The sequence below is a fragment of the Pseudomonas savastanoi genome (assembly GCF_020917325.1).
Lineage (GTDB): Bacteria > Pseudomonadota > Gammaproteobacteria > Pseudomonadales > Pseudomonadaceae > Aquipseudomonas > Aquipseudomonas amygdali.
In genome coordinates, this window is record NZ_CP076652.1 from 755,851 (window position 1) to 779,552 (window position 23,702).

Annotated in this window: 15 protein-coding genes, 2 tRNA genes and 3 rRNA genes; 8 read left to right on the top strand and 12 right to left on the bottom strand. The window is 58.4% G+C overall.

The genetic code is table 11. From position 1 onward, the window contains the following. The 3 genes from KP808_RS03305 to KP808_RS03315 are packed head-to-tail and all read right to left on the bottom strand — an operon-like array spanning position 1 to position 2,876. Complete coding sequence (locus tag KP808_RS03305; RefSeq protein ID WP_230017430.1) at positions 1–969, bottom strand: FecCD family ABC transporter permease; 969 nt, start codon at positions 967–969, stop codon at positions 1–3. Further along, positions 966–1,955 carry an iron-dicitrate ABC transporter permease FecC gene (gene fecC / locus KP808_RS03310; RefSeq protein ID WP_044309511.1) on the bottom strand — a complete coding sequence of 330 codons (990 nt, stop codon included), beginning with the start codon at positions 1,953–1,955 and terminating at the stop codon, positions 966–968. The genes KP808_RS03305 and fecC overlap by 4 nt, the downstream gene beginning before the upstream one ends. Then, entirely contained in the window at positions 1,956–2,876 is a 921-nt protein-coding gene (locus KP808_RS03315) for a Fe(3+) dicitrate ABC transporter substrate-binding protein FecB (protein WP_230017431.1), read from the bottom strand. Positions 2,877–3,127: 251 nt separating this feature from the next. On the opposite strand from KP808_RS03315, the gene KP808_RS03320 reads away from it, so the two are divergent. Then, positions 3,128–4,225 carry a calcium:proton antiporter gene (locus tag KP808_RS03320; RefSeq protein WP_057402426.1) on the top strand — a complete coding sequence of 366 codons (1,098 nt, stop codon included), beginning with the start codon at positions 3,128–3,130 and terminating at the stop codon, positions 4,223–4,225. Between the two features lie 96 nt (positions 4,226–4,321). On the opposite strand, the gene KP808_RS03325 is transcribed toward KP808_RS03320, so the two are convergent. The 9 genes from KP808_RS03325 to KP808_RS03365 form a co-directional block, all read right to left on the bottom strand. Continuing rightward, positions 4,322–5,677 (bottom strand): 8-oxoguanine deaminase, encoded by a 1,356-nt coding sequence (locus KP808_RS03325; protein ID WP_230017432.1) that lies wholly within the window; start codon positions 5,675–5,677, stop codon positions 4,322–4,324. A 123-nt stretch (positions 5,678–5,800) separates the two neighbouring features. Further along, on the bottom strand, positions 5,801–6,490 hold the full coding sequence (locus KP808_RS03330) for an SDR family oxidoreductase (protein ID WP_054076616.1): 690 nt from the start codon (positions 6,488–6,490) through the stop codon (positions 5,801–5,803). A 242-nt stretch (positions 6,491–6,732) separates the two neighbouring features. Beyond that, positions 6,733–7,659: an ABC transporter permease gene (locus KP808_RS03335; protein ID WP_230018792.1), complete on the bottom strand. Its 927-nt coding sequence runs from the start codon at positions 7,657–7,659 to the stop codon at positions 6,733–6,735. After that, on the bottom strand, positions 7,659–8,759 hold the full coding sequence (locus tag KP808_RS03340; protein WP_230017433.1) for an ABC transporter permease: 1,101 nt from the start codon (positions 8,757–8,759) through the stop codon (positions 7,659–7,661). Before KP808_RS03340 ends, KP808_RS03335 begins: the two co-directional genes overlap by 1 nt. A gap of 11 nt (positions 8,760–8,770) precedes the next feature. Next, a complete protein-coding gene (locus KP808_RS03345; protein WP_230017434.1) occupies positions 8,771–10,324 on the bottom strand; it encodes an ABC transporter ATP-binding protein in 1,554 nt (517 codons plus the stop codon). A gap of 522 nt (positions 10,325–10,846) precedes the next feature. Beyond that, entirely contained in the window at positions 10,847–11,440 is a 594-nt protein-coding gene (locus tag KP808_RS03350) for an IMPACT family protein (RefSeq protein WP_230017435.1), read from the bottom strand. A 32-nt stretch (positions 11,441–11,472) separates the two neighbouring features. After that, positions 11,473–12,135: a TetR/AcrR family transcriptional regulator gene (locus KP808_RS03355; protein ID WP_058400845.1), complete on the bottom strand. Its 663-nt coding sequence runs from the start codon at positions 12,133–12,135 to the stop codon at positions 11,473–11,475. 95 nt (positions 12,136–12,230) lie between these two features. Continuing rightward, positions 12,231–13,628: a uracil-xanthine permease family protein gene (locus tag KP808_RS03360; RefSeq protein ID WP_122258564.1), complete on the bottom strand. Its 1,398-nt coding sequence runs from the start codon at positions 13,626–13,628 to the stop codon at positions 12,231–12,233. A 186-nt stretch (positions 13,629–13,814) separates the two neighbouring features. Continuing rightward, positions 13,815–14,735: a LysR family transcriptional regulator gene (locus KP808_RS03365; protein ID WP_122258563.1), complete on the bottom strand. Its 921-nt coding sequence runs from the start codon at positions 14,733–14,735 to the stop codon at positions 13,815–13,817. A 111-nt stretch (positions 14,736–14,846) separates the two neighbouring features. Between KP808_RS03365 and KP808_RS03370 the strand changes: the two genes are divergently transcribed. The 7 genes from KP808_RS03370 (at position 14,847) to rrf (ending at position 23,609) form a co-directional block, all read left to right on the top strand. After that, a complete protein-coding gene (locus KP808_RS03370) occupies positions 14,847–16,193 on the top strand; it encodes an aspartate aminotransferase family protein (RefSeq protein ID WP_057402433.1) in 1,347 nt (448 codons plus the stop codon). 104 nt (positions 16,194–16,297) lie between these two features. Further along, complete coding sequence (locus KP808_RS03375; RefSeq protein WP_230017436.1) at positions 16,298–17,791, top strand: CoA-acylating methylmalonate-semialdehyde dehydrogenase; 1,494 nt, start codon at positions 16,298–16,300, stop codon at positions 17,789–17,791. Between the two features lie 591 nt (positions 17,792–18,382). Continuing rightward, a 16S ribosomal RNA gene (locus KP808_RS03380) occupies positions 18,383–19,921 on the top strand. A gap of 83 nt (positions 19,922–20,004) precedes the next feature. Continuing rightward, positions 20,005–20,081 (top strand) — tRNA-Ile (locus KP808_RS03385). Between the two features lie 55 nt (positions 20,082–20,136). After that, positions 20,137–20,212 (top strand) — tRNA-Ala (locus KP808_RS03390). A gap of 240 nt (positions 20,213–20,452) precedes the next feature. Beyond that, positions 20,453–23,345 (top strand): 23S ribosomal RNA (locus KP808_RS03395). 148 nt (positions 23,346–23,493) lie between these two features. Next, positions 23,494–23,609 (top strand): 5S ribosomal RNA (gene rrf, locus KP808_RS03400). The 16S, 23S and 5S rRNA genes sit together here with 2 tRNA genes alongside, the layout of an rRNA operon. Positions 23,610–23,702 lie beyond the last annotated feature (93 nt).

Genomic DNA, 23,702 nt, shown 5'->3' on the forward strand with positions numbered 1-23,702 from the left:
TCAACCTTTGAATCGGGCCAGCAGCCAGAGGAAATACGGAGCGCCGATCACCGCCGTGAGAATACCGGCGGGGATCTCGCTGGGGGCGATCAATGTGCGCCCCAGCGTATCGGCCAGCACCAGCAATAACGCGCCCAATACCATGGAGGCGGGCAGCAGGTATTGATGATGACCACCGACCAGACGGCGGGCCATGTGTGGCGCGACCAGCCCGACAAAACTCACCGGTCCGATGATGCCCACGCCCAGGCTGGTCAACAGCACGGCACTGCCCATCGCCAGCCAGCGCGTACGTTTGAGGCCGGTGCCCAGGCTTTGTGCGGCTTCATCGCCCAGGCCGATCAGGTTCAGCGGTTTGGCCAGCAGCAAGCTGAGCGGGATCAACAGCAGAAGCGGCGAGGCCAGCCACACATGGTGCCAGTTACGGCTCCACAAACTGCCGGTCAGGGCCAGCAGGGCGGTATTGATATCCAGCGGGTTGGACAGAATCAGGAATTCGGTGATGCTCGACAGCGTCACCGCAATCGCCACTCCGGAGAGCGCGAAACGCACCCCGGAAAACTGCACGCCGGTGTTGTACAACGCCAGCAGCAATGCCCCCGCCGCACCGCCCAGACACGCCACAAACGGCAGCGCGGACACCGGCAATTGCGGCAGGCCGATAATCGCGATGGTCAACGCCAGCCCTGCGCCCTGGGTCACGCCAAGAATTTCCGGCGAGGCCAGCGGGTTGCGGATCACGCCTTGAACAATGGCGCCCGCCAGGCCGAAGGCGCAGCCGGTCATGATTGCGATCAAACCGCGTGGCAGACGGTGATTCCAGACCTCGAAGTCCTTGCTGTCGTGGGCGATCAGATGATCAAGCACTGCGCCGGGCGTCAGCCACACGGTGCCCGCGCTGAGGCTCAGCAGCAGGGCCAGTGCCAGCAACAAAATCAGCAACAACAGCCTTGGACGGGGCTGGTTCATAGCGCACGCCTCGCCAGAAACAGAAAGAACGGCGCGCCAATCAACGCAGTGACCACGCCGGCCGGCGTTTCCACCGGGAACGCCACTGCGCGGCTGATCAGATCGGAAGCCAGCACGATAGCCGCGCCCAGTCCGGCGCTGATCGGGATCAACCAGCGGTAGTCATTGCCCAGCCATTGGCGAGCAATGTTCGGCGCGATCAGGCCGACAAACGCTATCGGCCCCACCGCACAGACGCTGGCGCCGACCAGCAGCAGGCTGACCACGAACACCAGCAGGCGCAAGGCACCGATGCGTACGCCCAGTGAACGGGCAGCGTCTTCGCCGAGGTTGATCAGGTTCAAGCGCGGCGCACAGGCAATCGCCAGCACCACGCCGATCAGCGTGCACGGCCAGAGCAACTGCAATTGCGCCGCGCCGACATTGGCCAGCGATCCGGCCAGCCAGTTGAGGACACTTTGCGCCTGCGCTTCGACAAGAATTACGGTGAGACGGGTCAAGGCTGCGCACAGCGCGGCGACGGCTACACCCGCCAGCACCAGTCGGCCCTGAGCCGTGGCGGGTGACCATGCACCGCCAAGACTGAACACGGTGATCCACGCCAGCGCACCACCGAGGCAGGTCATCAGCAGGGCACCACCGGGGAAGGGCAGAGCGACCAGGCCTGTGGAAAACAGCGCCAGCCCCAACGCTGCGCCCGCCGTAACGCCAAACAATGAGGGCGAGGCCAGACGGTTGCGCGTGATGCCCTGCATCAAGGCCCCGGCCACGCCGAGGCAGGCACCGACCAGCGCAGCGCACAAGGCGCGTGGCACGCGCAGTTGCGCAACGATGTAAGCGATGTTGCCGCCCTCGCGACCCTGCGTGATCAGTCCGTTCCAGGCATCCACCTGACGAATGCTGAACGACGACAGGGCGAACAGCGACACCCAGAACAGTCCCAGGCAGGTTGCGGTGATCACGCCTGCCATCAGCCAGCGACGCATTTACGGGTTCAGCACGGCCTTGCCGCCCTTGAGCACGGCAAGCGCATCGTCGGCGATCTGCTCGGACGCCATGATCCCGCGATTGCGCGCCCAGCTGTCGCCATCCACTTCAGCCACCTGCTTGTTACGTACTGCGCCAAGCACCTGCCACAGCGGCTGCTTGCTCCAGCTGTCGACGATGCTCGGGCGACGATAATGACCGACCAGCAACCAGTTCGGGTCCAATGCCAGCAACTGCTCCAGGCTGACGAATTCGGTGGGCGCGGCGTCTTTGCGTACTTCCGGGACCTTCAGACCGATCGCCTGCAACACGCTGCCCGCATAAGAGTGCGGGCCATGTACCGAGAAGCTGTCTTCGCGGGCGACGCCGAACAGCACGTTGGTGTTGGCCGGAATCTGCTCGGCGACGGTCTTCAGGTGCTGGCGGTTCTCCGCGATCCGCGCCTGCATCTCTGGGCCTTTGCCCAGCGCCACGCCGATCAGCTCGGCAGATTTCAGACTGCCCTGATAATCCTCGCCGCGCGACGGCAGCATCAATGTCGGTGCCAGACTGGCCAGATCGTTGTAAAGCGCCTGATGGCGGCCGAGGTCGGCAATGATCAGGTCCGGCTTGAGCCGCGCGATCACTTCTATATTGGGTTGCGAGCGCAGCCCCACGGACTGCCATTCGCCGACGGCCTTGCGCACTTTGGGCAGTACCCGGTTGGCATCGCCATCGTCCGCGGCACCGACGGGCGTTACGCCGACTGACGCCAGACCGTCGAGAAACGAGAACTCCAGCACCACAACGCGTTTGGGGGCGTCGGGCAGGTGGACTTTGTGTTGACCGTCATCGATGTCGATAGGCGCGGCCTGGGCTGCGCTGGCCATCAGGGTCAGCAGGCCGCAAGCCAGCAGATGCGGAAGTCGAAAAGCACGCATGGCGAAGGTCCTTGTACTAAACAGACGCGCCAGAGAGGTCGCGTAGAAAACGGCGGGCGCTGTTGTTGAAAAAACGGCGGGCACTATTTCACATCGTGACGACGGGATCAAAAGTCATTTACGTGTGGGTGCAGTTCTCATTCGGGTCATTTGTTGAAACCTTTTGTCACACACCGCACTCTGAACGGCTTCAATGACAGACACGTTCATGACTATCCGCGGCGATCTGTCGCAAGGGTTTGGAGAAAGTAATGGGCGCTTTGCTCAAGCAAGAAAAGTTTCTACTGCTGGCAATCATTGCCATGTTTGTCGCCTATCCGCTGGAGCATGTGCTGCTGGGCAACGGACAGGTCGTCGCACTGGTTTCAGGGTTGGCGCTGGTCGGCTTCATCGTCTGCGCCTCGATGCGCGTCGCGCATCACGCCGAGATGCTCGCGGAAAAGGTCGGTGATCCCTACGGCACGATGATCCTCACGCTCTCGGCGGTGCTGGTCGAAGTGGTGATTCTGGCGATCATGATGAGCAACGAGCCATCGCCGACGCTGGTGCGGGACACGATTTACTCGGCGGTCATGCTCGACATCAACGGCATCCTTGGCCTTGCGGCGCTGATGGGCGGCATCAAGCATGGCGAGCAGTCCTATAACGATGACTCGGCGCGCACCTACAGCGTGATGATCCTCACCGCCATGGGAGTGTCGATGGTGGTGCCCGAGTTCATCCCCAAAGGCGACTGGAAGATCTATTCGGCGTTCACCATTGGCGCGATGATTCTGCTCTACACGCTGTTCCTGCGCATGCAGGTCGGCCCGCACAGCTACTTTTTCAGCTACAGCTACCCGGAAAAGAAAAAACGCCAGGGCTCGGATCAGGCTGAGCAGCATGCAGAACCGGTCAACCTGACCCGCTCGATTGCCACACTGGTCACCGGCGTGGTGGTGATCGGTGCGCTCGCTGAAGTGATGTCCAAGACGGTCGACCTGGGTCTGGAAGGGACGGGTGCACCGCCAGTGATGACCGCCATTCTGGTGGCCGCTATTTCCGCAGCGCCGGAGATTCTGACCGCTCTGCGTGCGGCACTCGCCAACCGCATGCAGTCGGTGGTCAACATCGCTTTGGGCGCATCGTTGTCCACCGTGATTCTGACGGTTCCGGTCATGGAAGCGATGGCGCTATACAGCGGCCAGCCGTTCCAGATGGCCATGACGCCGGTGCAGACCGTGATGATCTTCATCACCCTGCTGGTGTCCGCCATCAACCTCAACGACGGCGAAACCAACGCCATCGAAGGCATGACCCACTTCGTGCTGTTCGCGACGTTCATCATGCTGTCGTGTCTAGGGCTTTAGTGCTCCCACGCTCTGCGTCACAAGAGACGCAGAGCGTCCTCAACGGCATGCCGACGCGGAGCGTCGCACGATAGTTGAGATTATCGCTGCGCACACTCAGCCCTGAATCAACTCCCGCGCGGCCTGGCTGTGATCGGCAATCAACTGCTTGATGTCCAGGCCTTCGACCTGGCCGTCGATCACTCGCCATTGTCCTGCGATCATCACCCGATCGGCACGGTCCGCGCCGCACAGCAGCAGCGCTGACAGCGGATCATGGCTGCCGGAAAAGCGCAGTTCGTCCAGCTTGAACAGCGCCAGATCGGCCTGTTTACCCACCGCCAGCTCACCGATATCGGTACGTCCCAGTAATTGCGCTGACCCCTTGGTGGCCCAGCCCAGCACAAGTTGCGGGGTGATTTTCTCGGCGCCGTAGCGCAGGCGCTGCAGGTAAAGCGCCTGGCGGGTTTCGAGGATCATGTTCGATGCATCGTTGGACGCCGAACCATCGACCCCGAGTCCCAGCGGCGCGCCGGCAGCGATCAGCTCCAGCGTCGGGCAGATGCCAGAAGCCAGGCGCATGTTCGAGCTTGGGCAGTGACAGACGCCGGTGCCCGCAGCGCCGAGGCGGGCAATCTCGTCGGGGTTGAAATGAATGCCGTGGGCCAGCCAGGTGCGCGGGCCGAGCCAGCCGACGCTGTCCAGATAATCTACGGTGCGCAGGCCGAAGCGTTGCAGGCAGAAGTCCTCTTCGTCGAGGGTTTCAGCCAGATGCGTGTGCAGGCGTACGTCGAGTCTTTCGGCCATGGCCGCACTCTCGGACATGATCTGCGGCGTGACCGAAAACGGCGAGCAGGGTGCCAGCGCGATCTGGATCTGCGCACCATCGCCGCGCTCGTGATAGGTCTCGATCAGGCGCTGACTGTCGGCCAGAATCACCTCGCCCTGCTGCACGGTTTGCTGTGGCGGCAAACCTCCGTCGGCTTCACCAAGGCTCATCGAACCACGCGTCAACATTGCGCGCATACCCAGCTCGCGAACGCTTTGCACCTGAACATCGATGGCGTGTTCCAGCCCGTCGGGAAACAGATAGTGGTGGTCAGCAGCGGTTGTGCACCCGGACAGCAGCAACTCGGCCAGCGCCACCTTGCTGGCGACCGCGAGCTTCTCCGGCGTCAGGCGCGCCCATACCGGGTACAGGGTTTTCAGCCAAGGGAACAACGGCTGATTGACCACTGGTGCCCAGGCCCGCGTGAGGGTTTGGTAGAAGTGATGATGCGTGTTGATCAGCCCCGGCAGCAGCACATGCTCGCGGGCATCGAATGTTTGTGTGCAGGGCTTTGACGGGAGCTGCCCGACGGCCAGCACTTCAGTGATGATGCCGCCTTCGATCACCAGACCGCCACGGGCGTCCAGGTCATTGGCAGTGAACACGGCAAGGGGATTTTTCAACCAGATACGGATCGCAGGCATGGGCCGGCTCCTCTGAAAGACAGGTTCAGGTTAGCCAGCTCAGTGTTGCCCTGTCTGCTGATCCAGGGTCGCCGGGGTCAGGTGCGCCCCAGCGAAGGACGGCGATTCTAGTCGAGCAGCCGATTACCAGGCAATCGTCTTGCCCTGGTAGTCGATGAAGTGATGGCCGCCCTTGCCTGCGTAGGCATTGAGCTGTTCGACAAGCCCGGTGGTGCTGGTCATGACGTCGATGGCGGCATTTTCGCCGCCCATGTCGGTCTTCACCCAACCCGGATGCATCGACAGCACGGTAGGACGGTTCTCGCCCAGCTCGGTGACAAAGGTATTGGTCATCGAATTGAGTGCAGCCTTGCTGGCCTTGTACAGCGCAAGGTTTGCGCCGTCCGGGCAAGTGACGCTGCCCAGCCACGAACTCATGAACGCCAGGACGCCCGTGCCGGGACGGATTTGCTCAACGAAGCGCTCGGCCAGACGAATCGGCGCTACAGCGTTGGTCAGGAACAACTGCCCAAGCTCGGCGGCGGTCGACTTTGCCGCGCTCTGGTGTTGCGCACCGGTAATCCCGGCATTGACGAACAGCACGTCGAACACCTCGCCACGCAGCTTCTGGACCAGCACTTCAAGCGAGGCTGTTTCGTCCAGATCCACCGCTTCGATGCGCACGCCTTCCACCGCTTTGAGGTTTTCGGCGTTCTGCGGATCACGCACCGTGGCGGTGACCTGCCAGCCCTGTTCGGTCAGGCGCTGTACCAGCCCGAGCCCGAGGCCACGCGAAGCACCGATAATGAGGGCGGTTTTCTTGGTAGTGGTCATGAATGATTCCTTGGCAAATTGAGAGACAGACTCCATGGCAGTGCCAGCAAGGCCTCTCGAAAGTTTCGACCCCGCAGCGTACTACTGCCTATGCAGTGTTGGAATCTCCATGAGCCGGAAACGTTCAAGGTAGATGTCTGACGCTGAGCATTGGCGCGATAGTCGGGATTATCGTTCCGCACGCTCCAGCGTGGGAATGCCGTTCATGACGCTCTGCGTCAAGCATCTGCGCCGCTAGCTCCTCAATGACCCGCCCGCCATGGCTGGCCCAGCGATACCGGCGCATACAGCCGGGTGCGCAGGGCGTCGCGGGAGAGCAGGACGAGGACGATGATGGTGGCGAGGTAGGGCAGCATCGCCAGCAGGTTGGACGGGATGGCCAGGCCGATGCCTTGCGCGACCAGGTGCAGGATGCTGGCGAGGCCGAACAGATAGGCACCGAGCAGCAGACGCCACACGCGCCAGCTGGCGAACACCACCAGCGCCAATGCTATCCAGCCGCGTCCGGCGCTCATGTTTTCTGCCCACATCGGTGTGTAGGCCAGCGACAGGTAGGCCCCGGCCAGCCCAGCCATTGCGCCGCCGAACAGCACGGCCAACGTGCGCACACGCAACACCGGCAAGCCCATGGCGCTGGCGGCGTCAGGGTTTTCGCCGACGGCCTGAATGATCAGCCCGACGCGGCTTTTCAGCAGCGCCCAGGCGACCAAAGCGAACAAGGCGAAGGACAGGTAGACCAGCAGGTCCTGGGCAAACAGCATGCGGCCGATCAGCGGAATGTCACTCAGCAGCGGGATGGCCACCGGTTCGAAACCGCTCAATGGCTTGCCGACCCAGGCGGCGCCGACGAAGCTGGAGAGGCCGACACCGAAGATGGTCAGCGCCAGCCCGGTCGCGACCTGATTGGCGTTGAACACCAGTGCCACCAGGGCAAACAGTGCCGACAGCAGCATGCCTGCAAGCATCGCCAGCAGCACACCCAGCCAGAGGTTGCCGGTGCTCAGGGCGACGATGAAACCGATCACTGCGCCAAACAGCATCATGCCTTCCTGACCCAGGTTGATGACGCCGCTTTTTTCGCAGATAAGTTCGCCCAGCGCCACCAGCAGCAAGGGGGTTCCGCAGCGAACCATGGCGTAGAAAATGTTGCTCAGCAGGTCGATATCCATCATGCGGCTCCTGTGACGGCTGTCATCTGGCGCTTGGCCCAGTGCAGTTTCAAACGTGGGCGATAGAGAATCAGCACATCACAGGCCAGCAGGAAGAACAGCATCATCCCCTGAAATAATTGCGTGATTGCCAAGGGCAGGTTCAAGGTCATTTGTGCGCTTTCACCACCCAGGTACAGCAAGGCGATCAGCAGGCTGGAGAACAGAATGCCAATGGGGTTGAGGCGTCCGAGAAAAGCCACGGTGATCGCGGCATAGCCGTAACCCGGCGAGACCTGCGGCACCAGTTGGCCGATCGGTCCGGTCACTTCCGACACGCCCGCCAGACCGGCCAGTGCGCCACTGATCAACAGTGCCAGCCATACCAGTCGCTTCTCGCGAAAGCCGACAAAACCGGCAGCACGCTTGTCGAGCCCGAGCACCTTGATCTGGAAACCGACAAAGCTGCGCTGCAGCAATACCCAGACTGCGACCAGTGCCAGCAGCGCGAAGTACACGCCGATGTGCGCGCGGCCATCTTCCATCAGCAGCGGCAGACGGCTGGCCTCGCCAAAAGTCGCGGACTCCGGGAAGTTCATGCCGGCCGGGTCTTTGAGCGGCCCGTGCACGAAGTACAGCAACAAGTTGAGGGCGATGTAGTTGAGCATGATGCTGGTGAGGATTTCATTGGCGTTGAAGTGCGTGCGCAGCCAGGCGGTCACGCCCGCCCAGGCCGCGCCTGCCAGGGTGCCGGCCAGCAGCACCATGACCAAGGCCCAGCGACTTTCCATCTCGATGATATTCACCGCCACGGCACTGCCTGCCAGCGCGCCGAGCAGCAACTGGCCTTCCGCGCCGATGTTCCAGATGCGCGCTTGATACGCGACCGCCAGGCCCAGCGCGCAGAGCAGAATCGGCAAGGTTTTGACCATCAATTCCGACAGGCCATACCAGTCGCTGACCGGTGCGATCAGCAAGGTGTGCAGCGTCACCCAAGGGTTGAGCCCCAGGCCGATGAACAGCAGCGAGCCGCAGACCAGTGTCAGGACGGCAGCCAGTAAAGGGGAACACCACAACATGGCGCGCGATTGCTGGCCGCGCGGTTCCAGAGAAAGCAGCATGTTTTGCTCCGTTAACCCGCCGTATGGGCCTGGGTGTGAGAATGATCGAACTGTCCCGCCATCCAGCCGCCGATTTGCACGGTGCTGGTCTGTTCAGTGGGGATCAGGTCGGAAAGCTGGCCGCCGCTCAGGGCGGCGAGTCGGTCGCTGATCTGGAACAACTCGTCCAGGTCTTCGGAAATCACCAGAATGGCCGCCCCCGCGTCACGCAAGGTAATCAATGCCCGGTGAATCGCTGCGGCAGCACCGACATCCACGCCCCAGGTCGGGTGCGCAGCAATCAGCAGTTTGGGGTTTTGCAGGATTTCCCGACCGAGAATGAATTTCTGCAGGTTGCCGCCCGAGAGGCTGCGCGCCGCGGCCTGTGCGTCCGGCGTCTTGACCGCAAAGCGACGGATGATTTCGTCGGCCAGTGCGCGAACCTTGCCGCGCTGGATCAAGCCGTTGCTCACCAGTCCTTGCTGGAAAGCGGTTAGCAGAGCGTTGTCGGCCAGGCTCAGTTCCGGCACTGCGCCATGCCCCAGACGCTCTGCCGGAACGAACGCCAGCCCACGCTTGCGGCGGGCGTCGGGGCGCAGGTCGCCGACCGGGGTGTCTTGGAAGCGCAGGGTCGTCGCCTGGGCATGAGGCAGTGTCTGTTCGCCACTCAGCAGCGCCAGCAATTCATCCTGACCATTGCCGGCAACGCCCGCAATGCCGACGATTTCGCCGCTGCGTACTTCCAGGCTCAGGTCTTTCAGTGAGCAACCGAACGGGTCCGGGTTGTGCCAGGACAGCTTGTCGACGCGCAGAAAGGCTTCGCTGCCGCTGACTTTGTCGTAGTGCGCGGTCAAGCCTTCGGCATCACCGACCATCAAGCGCGCCAGCTCCAGATCGGAGCATTCAGCCGGGATACAGTGCCCGGATACCTTACCGTTGCGCAGGACGGTTGCGCTGTGACACAAGGCACGAACCTCGCCCAGCTTGTGACTGATAAACAGAATGCTGCAGCCTTCTGCGGCCAGATGCCTGAGGGTCACGAACAGCTCTTCGGCTTCCTGGGGTGTGAGCACAGAGGTGGGCTCGTCGAGGATCAACAGACGAATGTCCTGCATCAGGCAGCGAATGATTTCGACTTTCTGCCGCTCGCCAATCGACAGGCTGTGGACCAGGCGCTGGGGCTCCACTGCCATGCCGTAGCGTTGCGAAACTTCGCGAATGCGTGGTTCCAGTTGTTTCGGCGTGCCCGCCGCCGCGCCCATCGCCAATGCGATGTTTTGCGCGACGCTGAGGGTTTCGAACAGCGAGAAATGCTGGAACACCATGCCGATCCCCAGGCTTCTGGCCTGTGCCGGATTGCGCATGGTCTGCGCCTGGCCTTGCCAGATGATCGACCCTGCGTCGGGTTGCGTCACGCCATAGATGATCTTCATCAGCGTGCTTTTACCGGCGCCGTTCTCTCCCAGCAGGGCATGAATTTCGCCGGGCTGAATCGTCAGGTCGACAGCGTCGTTGGCCAGGCAGCCGGGATACCGTTTAGTGATGTGGCGCAGTTGTAGACGCGCAGGTATCGCGTGGTTTGACATGAAAGGCTCGAAGGCAGAAGTGAGTCGCGTGTGGATAAAGCAAAATCCTGGCCAAGGAGTCAGGATTCCGGCCCTATGCGTTCAATCAAGGCTGAGTAAGGCGTTTTCGCTATTCATGACCGTGCAGTGACAACCTGACGCGATCATTTCGGCACCAGTTCGGGGCGCGCTGACGGAGCAAGGGGCAAATGTGGCTCTTTGATTTGAGTAAAAAATGTACAGCAGGCGTCAAGCGAGGAGCGTTATGTGGATGCGCGACCCTTGCACCTGTTATCCACAGGTTCTTCCACAGATACTGTGTGCAAGCGGGCCAGGAGAGAATAATACGCCGGTGGTTAGCGTCCAAAGGTGCTAAGGAGCGCTAACAGACTGTTTTTGCATCGTTTATGGATCCACGACAGGCGATTGCTCAAAAAACGATCATTCGTCTGAAACGCAAGCCCGACAAGGCCCGCAGTGGAGTGTGCTCAGCTTATCCACAGCCGGATGCACAGTAGATGTGGGCAATTGCTGTCGCGTTGCCTACTCCGTTGTGGTCTTGTGCAAAACGATTCTGCCGCGGCTCAGATCGGCCAGTTGCCGTTGCAGCGTGTCGGCATGCTCGGGGCCTATCGCGATTGCCATCTGCACGCCAGTGGCAGTGAAGTTTTCACTCTCCAGCAGGCCGTTGACTTCCGCGAGACGCAACTTGACCAGCGCCAGTTCACTGAAGCTGCATTCGAGATGGAATGACGAACGCTGAATCAGCGGCAGACGCTCGGCTTGCTGCAAGCACTTGTTGGCACCACCGCCATAGGCGCGAGCCAGGCCGCCAGTGCCCAGTTGGATGCCGCCGTACCAGCGGATCACCAGCACCACGATTTGATCGAACTCCTGCGCCTCGATGGCTGCCAGGATCGGCCTGCCCGCAGTGCCGCCAGGCTCCCCGTCATCGTTGCTGCGATACTGCCCACCCAGCTTCCAGGCCCAGCAATTGTGAGTGGCGTTGAGGTCACTGTGCTGCTCGATGAACGCCTGGGCGTCGGCCGGGCTGGCGATGGGGGCGGCGAGGGTGATGAAGCGGCTCTTGCGGATTTCTTCACGAAACTCGCAAGGGCCGACCAGGGTAAAAGGCATGCGTGTGTCCAGCTGACGTCAAGGCGCCGATTCTACAAGGCTGGCGGGGTGAGCCCACAACCTTTGAGGATGATCCGGATCAGATTGTTGCTGGCCTGATCCATGTCCTGGCGGGTCAGGCGGGAGCGACCGGTGACGCGGCAGATCTGCGAGGCGAAATCGGCGTAGTGCTGGGTGCTGCCCCACAGCAGGAAAATCAGGTGTACCGGGTCGACCGGGTCCATCTTGCCGGCATCGATCCAGGCTTGAAAAACCGCTGCCCGGCCCTGGAACCACAGGCGGTAGTCCTGGCTGAAATACTCGCTCATGCATTCGCCACCGCTGATGATCTCCATGGCGAAAATCCGCGAAGCCTGTGGCTGGCGGCGCGAAAACTCCATCTTGGCGCGAATGTAGCGGGCCAGTGCCTCTGCTGGATCATCGTCGACGCTCAGGTGGTTGAACGTGCTGTCCCACAAATCAATGATGTTGCTCAGTACCGCGACATACAGGCCCAGCTTGTTGGTGAAGTAGTAATGCAGGTTGGCTTTGGGCAGCCCGGCTTTCAGCGCAATGGTGTTCATGCTGGTGCCCTTGAAGCCGTGGCGGGCAAATTCATCTTCGGCTGCCTGGATGATCGCTTCTTCGTTCTTTTGACGAATACGGCTTGCGGGCTTGGTGACGTGAGCGCTGTGTGCGGGGACTTCAAGGGTCATGGGCAATTCCGGACAGGTCGTAGGGCACAACTAATGAACAGATAACGCACCGGCGACTATCTCGCAAGCACCGGCGCAAGTGCGGCTATGGAAACCTATCGTGGTTGTTCAAGGGGTTTGGGTTCCGTTGTAGCATCACTTTGGGGAGCGGCGACTTTTCCTTCCGGAATCAGCAGGCACATGACAATGGCCGTGATGCCGCCGCTGGTGATGGCCGAATCGAACAGGTTCTGTACCAGTTTGGGCATCTGATGCAGCAGCGCAGGCTGCGCTGCGATACCCAGGCCGACACCCAGTGACGTGGCGATGATCAGCATGCTGCGTCGGTCCAGCGGAGACTGGGCCAGAATGCGCACACCGGCTGCCGCGACGCTGCCGAACATCACCAGCGTTGCGCCGCCGAGCACCGGCTTGGGGATCTGCTGGACGATGGCACCAATGTGCGGAAATAGCCCGAGCACGAACAGCACCGCGCCGATGTACAGCCCGACATAGCGACTGGCAACGCCGGTCAACTGAATCACACCGTTGTTCTGCGCAAAGGTGGTGTTGGGGAATGCACTGAACGTTGCGGCGATCATGCAGCTCACGCCATCACCCAGTACACCGCCCTTGAGGCGCGCCAGGTAACTCGGGCCGCTGATGGGCTGGCGCGCGAGCATGCAGTTGGCCGTCAGGTCGCCGACCGTTTCGATACTGCTGATCAGATAAATCAGCGCGACCGGCAGGAAAGCGGTCCAGTCAAAGCTGAAACCAAAACGGAACGGCACCGGCACGCTGATCAAGGGCAGGTCGTGGATCGGCTGTGGAATCAGCTTGCCGCTGAACCAGGCGGCGAGACTGCCGACCGCCAGGCCGATGATGATCGCCGACAAGCGCACCCAGGGCGTATTCGAACGATTAAGTACGATGATCACTGCCAGAACGAAGGCACCCAGCGCCAGGTTCAACGGCGCGCCAAAGTCAGGTGCGTTGAAGCCGCCGCCCAGGTCTGTCACACCTACCTTGATCAGGCTTATGCCAATCAGCGTGATGACAATGCCGGTCACCAGCGGCGTGATAACACGTCGCAACTGGCCAATACAGCGACTGAGCACGATCTGCACCAGCGCGCCGAAAAAGCACACGCCGAAGATCATCGCCATGATGTCCTCCGGGCTGCCGCCGCGCTGCTTGACCAGAAAACCCGCGGACAACACCGCGCCCAGGAAGGCGAAGCTGGTTCCTTGCAGGCAGATCATGCCTGCGCCGATACCAAATGGGCGGCGCGCCTGAATGAAAGTACCTGTGCCCGACACCATCAGGGCCATGCTGATCAGATACGGCAGGTATTGGGTCAGGCCGAGCGTCGATCCGATGATCAACGGCGGGGTGATGATCCCGACGAAGCTGGCGAGGACATGCTGGAACGCTGCCAATATGGCCGTTAAAGGTCTTGGGCGATCATTCAGGCCGTAAATCAGGTCATCGTTGTCGAGTGTTTCAGGCTGCATGGCAAGGTCTCGGACGGGGAACTGCCATGTACTGGCGTGTCGTTGTCGAGGATTACTGCAAAAAACTGTCCAGTTGCTCAGGTTATTTTTATTTGAGTCCAACTATTTCAATAAATATCAGCCTGATAGCGTTTTCGAGGCGCTGTGCGGCGCTGGCTGACTGGAAGGGCCTCTGGCAGGAATGTGTCATCGGGTAGCGGCAAGCGTTTCCAGAAAGCTCTCCAGCACCAAATGAGGGCGTCGGCCTTTTCGGGTGACGGTCACCAGGTTGAGGTCGTAGAACTTCGAATCCGGTTTCAGCGCGCGCAGTCGACCTTCCTGCACCCAGGCGTTGGCGTAATGATCTGGCAGATAGCCAATGTAGCGTCCAGTCAGAATCAGGAACGCGATGCCCTCGCGGTCTGAAGCGCTGGCGGTGCAGGTCAGTGCCTGATAATGCTCCTGAATATCGTTCGGCAGGCGAAAGGTCGGGGCAATGGCTTCCTGCTGGGCGAGGCGTTCATCATCCAGCGTTGAGTTGTCTGCGTAGAAGAGCGGGTGGCCCACCGCGCAATAAAGCAGCGAACGCTCACTGTACAACGGGTGATATTCAAGGCCGGGCAGGGCGCTGGCCTGTGGCACGACACCGACATGCAGGCCGCCGTCCAGTACGCCTCGCTCGACTTCGGCGGGGGCAATCATGCGGATATTGATGTACACGCCCGGGCCACGTTCTTTCAGGCGGGCCAGCGCGTGGGTGATGCGCATGTGGGGGAGGGTGACCAGGTTGTCGGTCAGGCCGATGTTCAGCTCGCCGCGCAGGTTCTGATGCAGGCCGTTGACCTCTGTCCTGAAACTTTCCAGCGCGCTGAGCAGTTGCAATGACGATTGATAAACCTCACGCCCTTCGTCAGTCAGCGAAAAACCGGCCCGCCCTCGCTGGCAAAGCCGCAAGCCGAGACGCTGTTCCAGATCGCTCATTTGCTGGCTGATCGCCGACCGGCCAATGCCGAGCACGCTTTCAGCCGCAGAAAAACCGCCTGCCTCAACGACACTTTTGAAAATACGCAGCAGGCGGATATCAAAATCGCTCACCTGCGACAGCGGATCGGGGCGACGGACACTCATTGTTTAGTCTCTACCAAACCAAAGATCATGAAAATCGGGTTTTATGAACTTTAGCCGCGTGACACCTTGGCTGCAATGACCGTTCGTTTAGCGCCTGCGAGGCTTGCCCCCATGAATATGTTCGAAGCGTCTGATGTGTCTGTAACCAGTCAGTTGAAGCTTGATGCCCACTGGATGCCTTACACCGCAAATCGAAATTTCCAGCGTGATCCGCGCATGGTCGTGGCTGCGCATGGCAGCTATCTGACAGACGACAAGGGCCGCAAGATCTACGATGGGCTTTCCGGGCTATGGACATGCGGGGCCGGGCATACTCGCAAGGAAATTCAGGAAGCCGTTTCCCGGCAACTGGGCATTCTGGATTACTCGCCGGGCTTTCAGTTCGGGCATCCGCTGTCGTTCCAGTTGGCGGAAAAGATTACCGAACTGACGCCGGGCAATCTCAATCACGTCTTTTATACCAACTCCGGTTCCGAATGCGCGGACACGGCAGTGAAGATGGTGCGCGCCTACTGGCGGCTGAAAGGGCAGGCAACCAAGACCAAGATGATCGGGCGCGCGCGTGGCTATCACGGCGTGAACGTGGCAGGCACCAGCCTGGGCGGGGTGAATGGCAACCGCAAGATGTTCGGCCAGTTGATGGATGTCGACCATCTGCCGCACACGCTGCTGGCCAGCAACGCCTATTCGAAGGGGATGCCCGAAGCAGGCGGTATTGCGCTGGCCGACGAGATGCTCAAGCTGATCGAACTGCACGATGCGTCGAACATCGCGGCGGTAATCGTCGAACCCATGGCGGGCTCTGCCGGCGTGATCGTTCCGCCGCAAGGCTATCTCAAGCGTCTGCGCGAGATTTGTGATCAGCACAATATCCTGCTGATATTCGACGAAGTCATTACCGGCTTCGGCCGTACAGGCTCGATGTTCGGCGCGGACAGTTTCGGTGTCACGCCTGATCTGATGTGTATCGCCAAGCAGATCACCAATGGCGCGATCCCCATGGGTGCAGTGATCGCCAGCAGCGAGATCTATCAGACCTTCATGAATCAGCCAACGCCGGAATACGCCGTCGAATTCCCCCACGGCTACACCTATTCGGCACATCCGGTGGCTTGCGCGGCCGGGCTCGCGGCGCTGGAGTTGTTGCAACGTGAAAACCTGGTACAGCAGGCAGCAGAAATCGCTCCGCATTTTGAAAGCGTGCTGCACGGTATCAAGGGCGCGAAAAACGTGGTGGATATCCGCAACTACGGCCTGGCAGGCGCCATCCAGATCGCACCTCGTGACGGCGATGCCATCGTGCGGCCTTTCGAGGCAGGCATGAAACTGTGGAAAGCCGGGTTCTATGTGCGTTTTGGCGGTGACACCTTGCAGTTTGGCCCGACTTTCAACAGTCAGGCGCAGGACCTGGACCGGTTGTTCGATGCCGTTGGCGAAACGCTGAACCTGATCGACTGATCACGCTGACAGGCTCTCTTCTTATATAGGTACTTTTACACAGGTGCTTTTGTCGCATGGGCCGCGAAGTCATTCGCGCCCGATGCAATTATCCGGAGTTTTCCATGAGCAGCATTCAACACCTGATCCACGGCGAGTTCATTTCTGAAGATGGCCGCACCGCAGATGTGTTCAACCCGTCGACCGGCCAGGTTATCCACACGGTAGCGCTTGCCACTCGGGACACGGTCCAGAAGGCGATCGATTCGGCCAAGGCTGCGTTTCCGGCCTGGCGTAATACACCGCCAGCCAAGCGCGCTCAGGTGATGTTCCGCTTCAAGCAATTGCTGGAGCAGAACGAAGCGCGCATTGCTCAGTTGATCAGTGAAGAGCACGGCAAGACCCTGGAAGATGCGGCGGGCGAGCTGAAGCGCGGTATTGAAAACGTGGAGTACGCCTGCGCTGCGCCTGAAGTGCTCAAGGGTGAATACAGCCGCAACGTCGGGCCGAACATCGATGCGTGGTCTGACTTTCAGCCGCTGGGTATCGTTGCCGGCATCACTCCGTTCAACTTCCCGGCCATGGTGCCGCTGTGGATGTACCCGCTGGCCATTGCGTGTGGCAACTGCTTCATCCTCAAACCTTCGGAGCGCGATCCCAGCTCCACATTGTTGATTGCCGAGCTGCTGCATGAAGCGGGGCTGCCGAAGGGGGTGCTCAATGTGGTTCACGGTGACAAGATTGCCGTCGATGCGCTGATCGAAGCGCCGGAGGTCAAGGCGCTGAGCTTTGTCGGTTCCACACCGATTGCCGAGTACATCTATAAAGAGGGCGCAGCGCGTGGCAAGCGGGTTCAGGCTCTTGGTGGTGCGAAGAATCATGCGGTACTGATGCCGGATGCCGACCTGGACAACGCAGTGAGTGCCTTGATGGGCGCTGCCTACGGATCCTGCGGCGAGCGTTGCATGGCTATTTCGGTTGCGGTGTGCGTCGGGGATCAGATCGCCGATGCGTTGGTGGCCAAACTGGTTCCGCAAATTCAGAGCCTGAAAATCGGCGCAGGTACGACTTGCGGCCTGGATATGGGGCCACTGGTTACCGGTCAGCATCGCGACAAGGTCGGCGGCTATATAGAGGATGGTGTGCAGTCGGGCGCTACCCTGGTGGTGGACGGTCGCAATCTCCAGGTTGCCGGGCATGAACAGGGCTTCTTCATGGGCGGCTGTCTGTTTGATCGTGTCACGCCGCAAATGCGCATCTATAAAGAAGAGATCTTCGGGCCGGTGCTGTGCATCGTGCGTGTGGATAGCCTTGAGCAAGCCATGCAACTGATCAACGACCACGAATACGGCAACGGCACCTGCATCTTTACCCGTGATGGCGAAGCTGCGCGGTTGTTCTGCGACGAGATTGAAGTGGGAATGGTCGGGGTCAACGTTCCGCTGCCGGTACCGGTTGCCTATCACAGCTTTGGCGGCTGGAAGCGTTCCCTGTTCGGCGACTTGCATGCGTACGGTCCCGATGGTGTGCGCTTCTATACACGTCGCAAGGCGATTACCCAGCGCTGGCCGCAACGTGCGAGCCATGAAGCGTCGCAATTCGCATTTCCCAGCTTGTAAATTCCCGTGGCGGGAGATCGTCTATAAAGAGGATCTCCCGCATTTGTTGGGGCTCAGCAGTCGAATTGCAGATTTTTGAAATTAACGGTTGACGCCCTCTGTGATCTGTCTATAATTCGCCCCACTTCCGGCGCAGACGGAAACGAAAAAGCCTTGTAGATCAATAGTTTACAAGGGTTTGGAGTGAAGAGCCAGCGAGGAAGGAGGTCGAGTCAGCAGTGATCGACAGCGGTGAGAAAAAAGAGTTTGACACGCGGTTGTAACGCTGTAGAATTCGCTTCCCGCTGATGAGCAACTGCAGAGTTGATCGAAGCGCAAGTGGTTGAAGTTGCAAAGGAAACTTTGAAAACTTCTTAAAATAACCGCTTGACAGATACAAGAGACGCTGTAGAATGCGCGCCTCGGTTGAGACGAAAGATCTTAACCACCCGCTCTTTAACAACTAAATCAAGCAATTCGTGTGGGTGCTTGTGGTGTCAGACTGAAGTCAACAGATTATCAGCAACCCAAGTTACTCCGCGAGAAATCAAAGATGTAACCAACGATTGCTGAGCCAAGTTTAGGGTTTTCTCAAAACCCAGTTAGATGTTTGAACTGAAGAGTTTGATCATGGCTCAGATTGAACGCTGGCGGCAGGCCTAACACATGCAAGTCGAGCGGCAGCACGGGTACTTGTACCTGGTGGCGAGCGGCGGACGGGTGAGTAATGCCTAGGAATCTGCCTGGTAGTGGGGGATAACGCTCGGAAACGGACGCTAATACCGCATACGTCCTACGGGAGAAAGCAGGGGACCTTCGGGCCTTGCGCTATCAGATGAGCCTAGGTCGGATTAGCTAGTTGGTGAGGTAATGGCTCACCAAGGCGACGATCCGTAACTGGTCTGAGAGGATGATCAGTCACACTGGAACTGAGACACGGTCCAGACTCCTACGGGAGGCAGCAGTGGGGAATATTGGACAATGGGCGAAAGCCTGATCCAGCCATGCCGCGTGTGTGAAGAAGGTCTTCGGATTGTAAAGCACTTTAAGTTGGGAGGAAGGGCAGTTACCTAATACGTGACTGTTTTGACGTTACCGACAGAATAAGCACCGGCTAACTCTGTGCCAGCAGCCGCGGTAATACAGAGGGTGCAAGCGTTAATCGGAATTACTGGGCGTAAAGCGCGCGTAGGTGGTTTGTTAAGTTGAATGTGAAATCCCCGGGCTCAACCTGGGAACTGCATCCAAAACTGGCAAGCTAGAGTATGGTAGAGGGTGGTGGAATTTCCTGTGTAGCGGTGAAATGCGTAGATATAGGAAGGAACACCAGTGGCGAAGGCGACCACCTGGACTGATACTGACACTGAGGTGCGAAAGCGTGGGGAGCAAACAGGATTAGATACCCTGGTAGTCCACGCCGTAAACGATGTCAACTAGCCGTTGGGAGCCTTGAGCTCTTAGTGGCGCAGCTAACGCATTAAGTTGACCGCCTGGGGAGTACGGCCGCAAGGTTAAAACTCAAATGAATTGACGGGGGCCCGCACAAGCGGTGGAGCATGTGGTTTAATTCGAAGCAACGCGAAGAACCTTACCAGGCCTTGACATCCAATGAACTTTCCAGAGATGGATTGGTGCCTTCGGGAGCATTGAGACAGGTGCTGCATGGCTGTCGTCAGCTCGTGTCGTGAGATGTTGGGTTAAGTCCCGTAACGAGCGCAACCCTTGTCCTTAGTTACCAGCACGTTATGGTGGGCACTCTAAGGAGACTGCCGGTGACAAACCGGAGGAAGGTGGGGATGACGTCAAGTCATCATGGCCCTTACGGCCTGGGCTACACACGTGCTACAATGGTCGGTACAGAGGGTTGCCAAGCCGCGAGGTGGAGCTAATCTCACAAAACCGATCGTAGTCCGGATCGCAGTCTGCAACTCGACTGCGTGAAGTCGGAATCGCTAGTAATCGCGAATCAGAATGTCGCGGTGAATACGTTCCCGGGCCTTGTACACACCGCCCGTCACACCATGGGAGTGGGTTGCACCAGAAGTAGCTAGTCTAACCTTCGGGGGGACGGTTACCACGGTGTGATTCATGACTGGGGTGAAGTCGTAACAAGGTAGCCGTAGGGGAACCTGCGGCTGGATCACCTCCTTAATCGACGACTCAGCTGCACCATAAGCACCCACACGAATTGCTTGATTCATTGAAGAAGACGATTAGAAGCAGCGCCCGAGTTCGGGTCTGTAGCTCAGTTGGTTAGAGCGCACCCCTGATAAGGGTGAGGTCGGCAGTTCGAATCTGCCCAGACCCACCAGTTTACTGGTGAGATAGCTGGTCAGAGTAGACGCCTCCACGGTATGTAGAAATACGGGGCCATAGCTCAGCTGGGAGAGCGCCTGCCTTGCACGCAGGAGGTCAGCGGTTCGATCCCGCTTGGCTCCACCACTTACTGCTTCTGTTTGAAAGCTTAGAAATGAGCATTCCATTGATCCTGATGATCAATGCATGAATGTTGATTTCTAGTCTTTGATTAGATCGTTCTTTAAAAATTTGGGTATGTGATAGAAAGAAATAGACCGGGCACCTCTTTCACTGGTGTGTGTCCGGGCTAAGGTAAAGTTTGTGAAATGCAAACTTTCGGCGAATGTCGTCTTCACAGTATAACCAGATTGCTTGGGGTTATATGGTCAAGTGAAGAAGCGCATACGGTGGATGCCTTGGCAGTCAGAGGCGATGAAAGACGTGGTAGCCTGCGAAAAGCTTCGGGGAGTCGGCAAACAGACTGTGATCCGGAGATGTCTGAATGGGGGAACCCAGCCATCATAAGATGGTTATCTTGTACTGAATACATAGGTGCAAGAGGCGAACCAGGGGAACTGAAACATCTAAGTACCCTGAGGAAAAGAAATCAACCGAGATTCCCTTAGTAGTGGCGAGCGAACGGGGACCAGCCCTTAAGTTGTATTGAGATTAGCGGAACGTTCTGGAAAGGACGGCCATAGTGGGTGATAGCCCTGTACGCGAAAATCCCTTTGCAATGAAATCGAGTAGGACGGGGCACGAGAAACCTTGTCTGAATATGGGGGGACCATCCTCCAAGGCTAAATACTACTGACTGACCGATAGTGAACCAGTACCGTGAGGGAAAGGCGAAAAGAACCGCGGAGAGCGGAGTGAAATAGATCCTGAAACCGTATGCGTACAAGCAGTGGGAGCCCACTTTGTTGGGTGACTGCGTACCTTTTGTATAATGGGTCAGCGACTTATTTTCAGTGGCGAGCTTAACCGAATAGGGGAGGCGTAGCGAAAGCGAGTCTTAATAGGGCGTCTAGTCGCTGGGAATAGACCCGAAACCGGGCGATCTATCCATGGGCAGGTTGAAGGTTGGGTAACACTAACTGGAGGACCGAACCGACTACCGTTGAAAAGTTAGCGGATGACCTGTGGATCGGAGTGAAAGGCTAATCAAGCTCGGAGATAGCTGGTTCTCCTCGAAAGCTATTTAGGTAGCGCCTCATGTATCACTGTAGGGGGTAGAGCACTGTTTCGGCTAGGGGGTCATCCCGACTTACCAAACCGATGCAAACTCCGAATACCTACAAGTGCCGAGCATGGGAGACACACGGCGGGTGCTAACGTCCGTCGTGAAAAGGGAAACAACCCAGACCGTCAGCTAAGGTCCCAAAGTCATGGTTAAGTGGGAAACGATGTGGGAAGGCTTAGACAGCTAGGAGGTTGGCTTAGAAGCAGCCACCCTTTAAAGAAAGCGTAATAGCTCACTAGTCGAGTCGGCCTGCGCGGAAGATGTAACGGGGCTCAAACCATGCACCGAAGCTACGGGTATCATCTTTTGATGATGCGGTAGAGGAGCGTTCTGTAAGCCTGTGAAGGTGAGTTGAGAAGCTTGCTGGAGGTATCAGAAGTGCGAATGCTGACATGAGTAACGACAATGGGTGTGAAAAACACCCACGCCGAAAGACCAAGGTTTCCTGCGCAACGTTAATCGACGCAGGGTTAGTCGGTCCCTAAGGCGAGGCTGAAAAGCGTAGTCGATGGAAAACAGGTTAATATTCCTGTACTTCTGGTTATTGCGATGGAGGGACGGAGAAGGCTAGGCCAGCCTGGCGTTGGTTGTCCAGGTTTAAGGTGGTAGGCTGAGATCTTAGGTAAATCCGGGATCTCAAGGCCGAGAGCTGATGACGAGTGTTCTTTAGAACACGAAGTGGTTGATGCCATGCTTCCAAGAAAAGCTTCTAAGCTTCAGGTAACCAGGAACCGTACCCCAAACCGACACAGGTGGTTGGGTAGAGAATACCAAGGCGCTTGAGAGAACTCGGGTGAAGGAACTAGGCAAAATGGCACCGTAACTTCGGGAGAAGGTGCGCCGGTGAGGGTGAAGCATTTACTGCGTAAGCCCACGCCGGTCGAAGATACCAGGCCGCTGCGACTGTTTATTAAAAACACAGCACTCTGCAAACACGAAAGTGGACGTATAGGGTGTGACGCCTGCCCGGTGCCGGAAGGTTAATTGATGGGGTTAGCGCAAGCGAAGCTCTTGATCGAAGCCCCGGTAAACGGCGGCCGTAACTATAACGGTCCTAAGGTAGCGAAATTCCTTGTCGGGTAAGTTCCGACCTGCACGAATGGCGTAACGATGGCGGCGCTGTCTCCACCCGAGACTCAGTGAAATTGAAATCGCTGTGAAGATGCAGTGTATCCGCGGCTAGACGGAAAGACCCCGTGAACCTTTACTATAGCTTTGCACTGGACTTTGAATTTGCTTGTGTAGGATAGGTGGGAGGCTTTGAAGCGTGGACGCCAGTCTGCGTGGAGCCAACCTTGAAATACCACCCTGGCAACTTTGAGGTTCTAACTCAGGTCCGTTATCCGGATCGAGGACAGTGTATGGTGGGTAGTTTGACTGGGGCGGTCTCCTCCTAAAGAGTAACGGAGGAGTACGAAGGTGCGCTCAGACCGGTCGGAAATCGGTCGTAGAGTATAAAGGCAAAAGCGCGCTTGACTGCGAGACAGACACGTCGAGCAGGTACGAAAGTAGGTCTTAGTGATCCGGTGGTTCTGTATGGAAGGGCCATCGCTCAACGGATAAAAGGTACTCCGGGGATAACAGGCTGATACCGCCCAAGAGTTCATATCGACGGCGGTGTTTGGCACCTCGATGTCGGCTCATCACATCCTGGGGCTGAAGCCGGTCCCAAGGGTATGGCTGTTCGCCATTTAAAGTGGTACGCGAGCTGGGTTTAGAACGTCGTGAGACAGTTCGGTCCCTATCTGCCGTGGACGTTTGAGATTTGAGAGGGGCTGCTCCTAGTACGAGAGGACCGGAGTGGACGAACCTCTGGTGTTCCGGTTGTCACGCCAGTGGCATTGCCGGGTAGCTATGTTCGGAAAAGATAACCGCTGAAAGCATCTAAGCGGGAAACTTGCCTCAAGATGAGATCTCACTGGAACCTTGAGTTCCCTAAAGGGCCGTCGAAGACTACGACGTTGATAGGTTGGGTGTGTAAGCGCTGTGAGGCGTTGAGCTAACCAATACTAATTGCCCGTGAGGCTTGACCATATAACACCCAAGCAATTTGAGTCGAACGACCAGATTGCGGTGACTGTGAAGACGACACGAACCGAAAGTTTGCGTCACAACCGCACCGAGCTATCACATACCCGATTTGCTGAAGCGCGCCGCACGGCACGATTCGGTACCCGAATTTCTTGACGACCATAGAACATTGGAACCACCTGATCCCATCCCGAACTCAGTAGTGAAACGATGTATCGCCGATGGTAGTGTGGGGTTTCCCCATGTGAGAGTAGGTCATCGTCAAGATTAAATTCCAGAAACCCTCATCGCTTACGCGTTGAGGGTTTTTGTTTGTCTGGGGTTCCACAAACCTCTGCATTCTCCTGAACTCATAATCCC

What these genes read in the sequence shown, in the direction of transcription:
- KP808_RS03305 (WP_230017430.1), bottom strand. Translation starts at nt 969, where the DNA reads ATGAACCAGCCCCGTCCAAGGCTGTTGTTGCTGATTTTGTTGCTGGCA.
- fecC (WP_044309511.1), bottom strand. Translation starts at nt 1,955, where the DNA reads ATGCGTCGCTGGCTGATGGCAGGCGTGATCACCGCAACCTGCCTGGGA.
- KP808_RS03315 (WP_230017431.1), bottom strand. Translation starts at nt 2,876, where the DNA reads ATGCGTGCTTTTCGACTTCCGCATCTGCTGGCTTGCGGCCTGCTGACC.
- KP808_RS03320 (WP_057402426.1), top strand. Translation starts at nt 3,128, where the DNA reads ATGGGCGCTTTGCTCAAGCAAGAAAAGTTTCTACTGCTGGCAATCATT.
- KP808_RS03325 (WP_230017432.1), bottom strand. Translation starts at nt 5,677, where the DNA reads ATGCCTGCGATCCGTATCTGGTTGAAAAATCCCCTTGCCGTGTTCACT.
- KP808_RS03330 (WP_054076616.1), bottom strand. Translation starts at nt 6,490, where the DNA reads ATGACCACTACCAAGAAAACCGCCCTCATTATCGGTGCTTCGCGTGGC.
- KP808_RS03335 (WP_230018792.1), bottom strand. Translation starts at nt 7,659, where the DNA reads ATGGATATCGACCTGCTGAGCAACATTTTCTACGCCATGGTTCGCTGC.
- KP808_RS03340 (WP_230017433.1), bottom strand. Translation starts at nt 8,759, where the DNA reads ATGCTGCTTTCTCTGGAACCGCGCGGCCAGCAATCGCGCGCCATGTTG.
- KP808_RS03345 (WP_230017434.1), bottom strand. Translation starts at nt 10,324, where the DNA reads ATGTCAAACCACGCGATACCTGCGCGTCTACAACTGCGCCACATCACT.
- KP808_RS03350 (WP_230017435.1), bottom strand. Translation starts at nt 11,440, where the DNA reads ATGCCTTTTACCCTGGTCGGCCCTTGCGAGTTTCGTGAAGAAATCCGC.
- KP808_RS03355 (WP_058400845.1), bottom strand. Translation starts at nt 12,135, where the DNA reads ATGACCCTTGAAGTCCCCGCACACAGCGCTCACGTCACCAAGCCCGCA.
- KP808_RS03360 (WP_122258564.1), bottom strand. Translation starts at nt 13,628, where the DNA reads ATGCAGCCTGAAACACTCGACAACGATGACCTGATTTACGGCCTGAAT.
- KP808_RS03365 (WP_122258563.1), bottom strand. Translation starts at nt 14,735, where the DNA reads ATGAGTGTCCGTCGCCCCGATCCGCTGTCGCAGGTGAGCGATTTTGAT.
- KP808_RS03370 (WP_057402433.1), top strand. Translation starts at nt 14,847, where the DNA reads ATGAATATGTTCGAAGCGTCTGATGTGTCTGTAACCAGTCAGTTGAAG.
- KP808_RS03375 (WP_230017436.1), top strand. Translation starts at nt 16,298, where the DNA reads ATGAGCAGCATTCAACACCTGATCCACGGCGAGTTCATTTCTGAAGAT.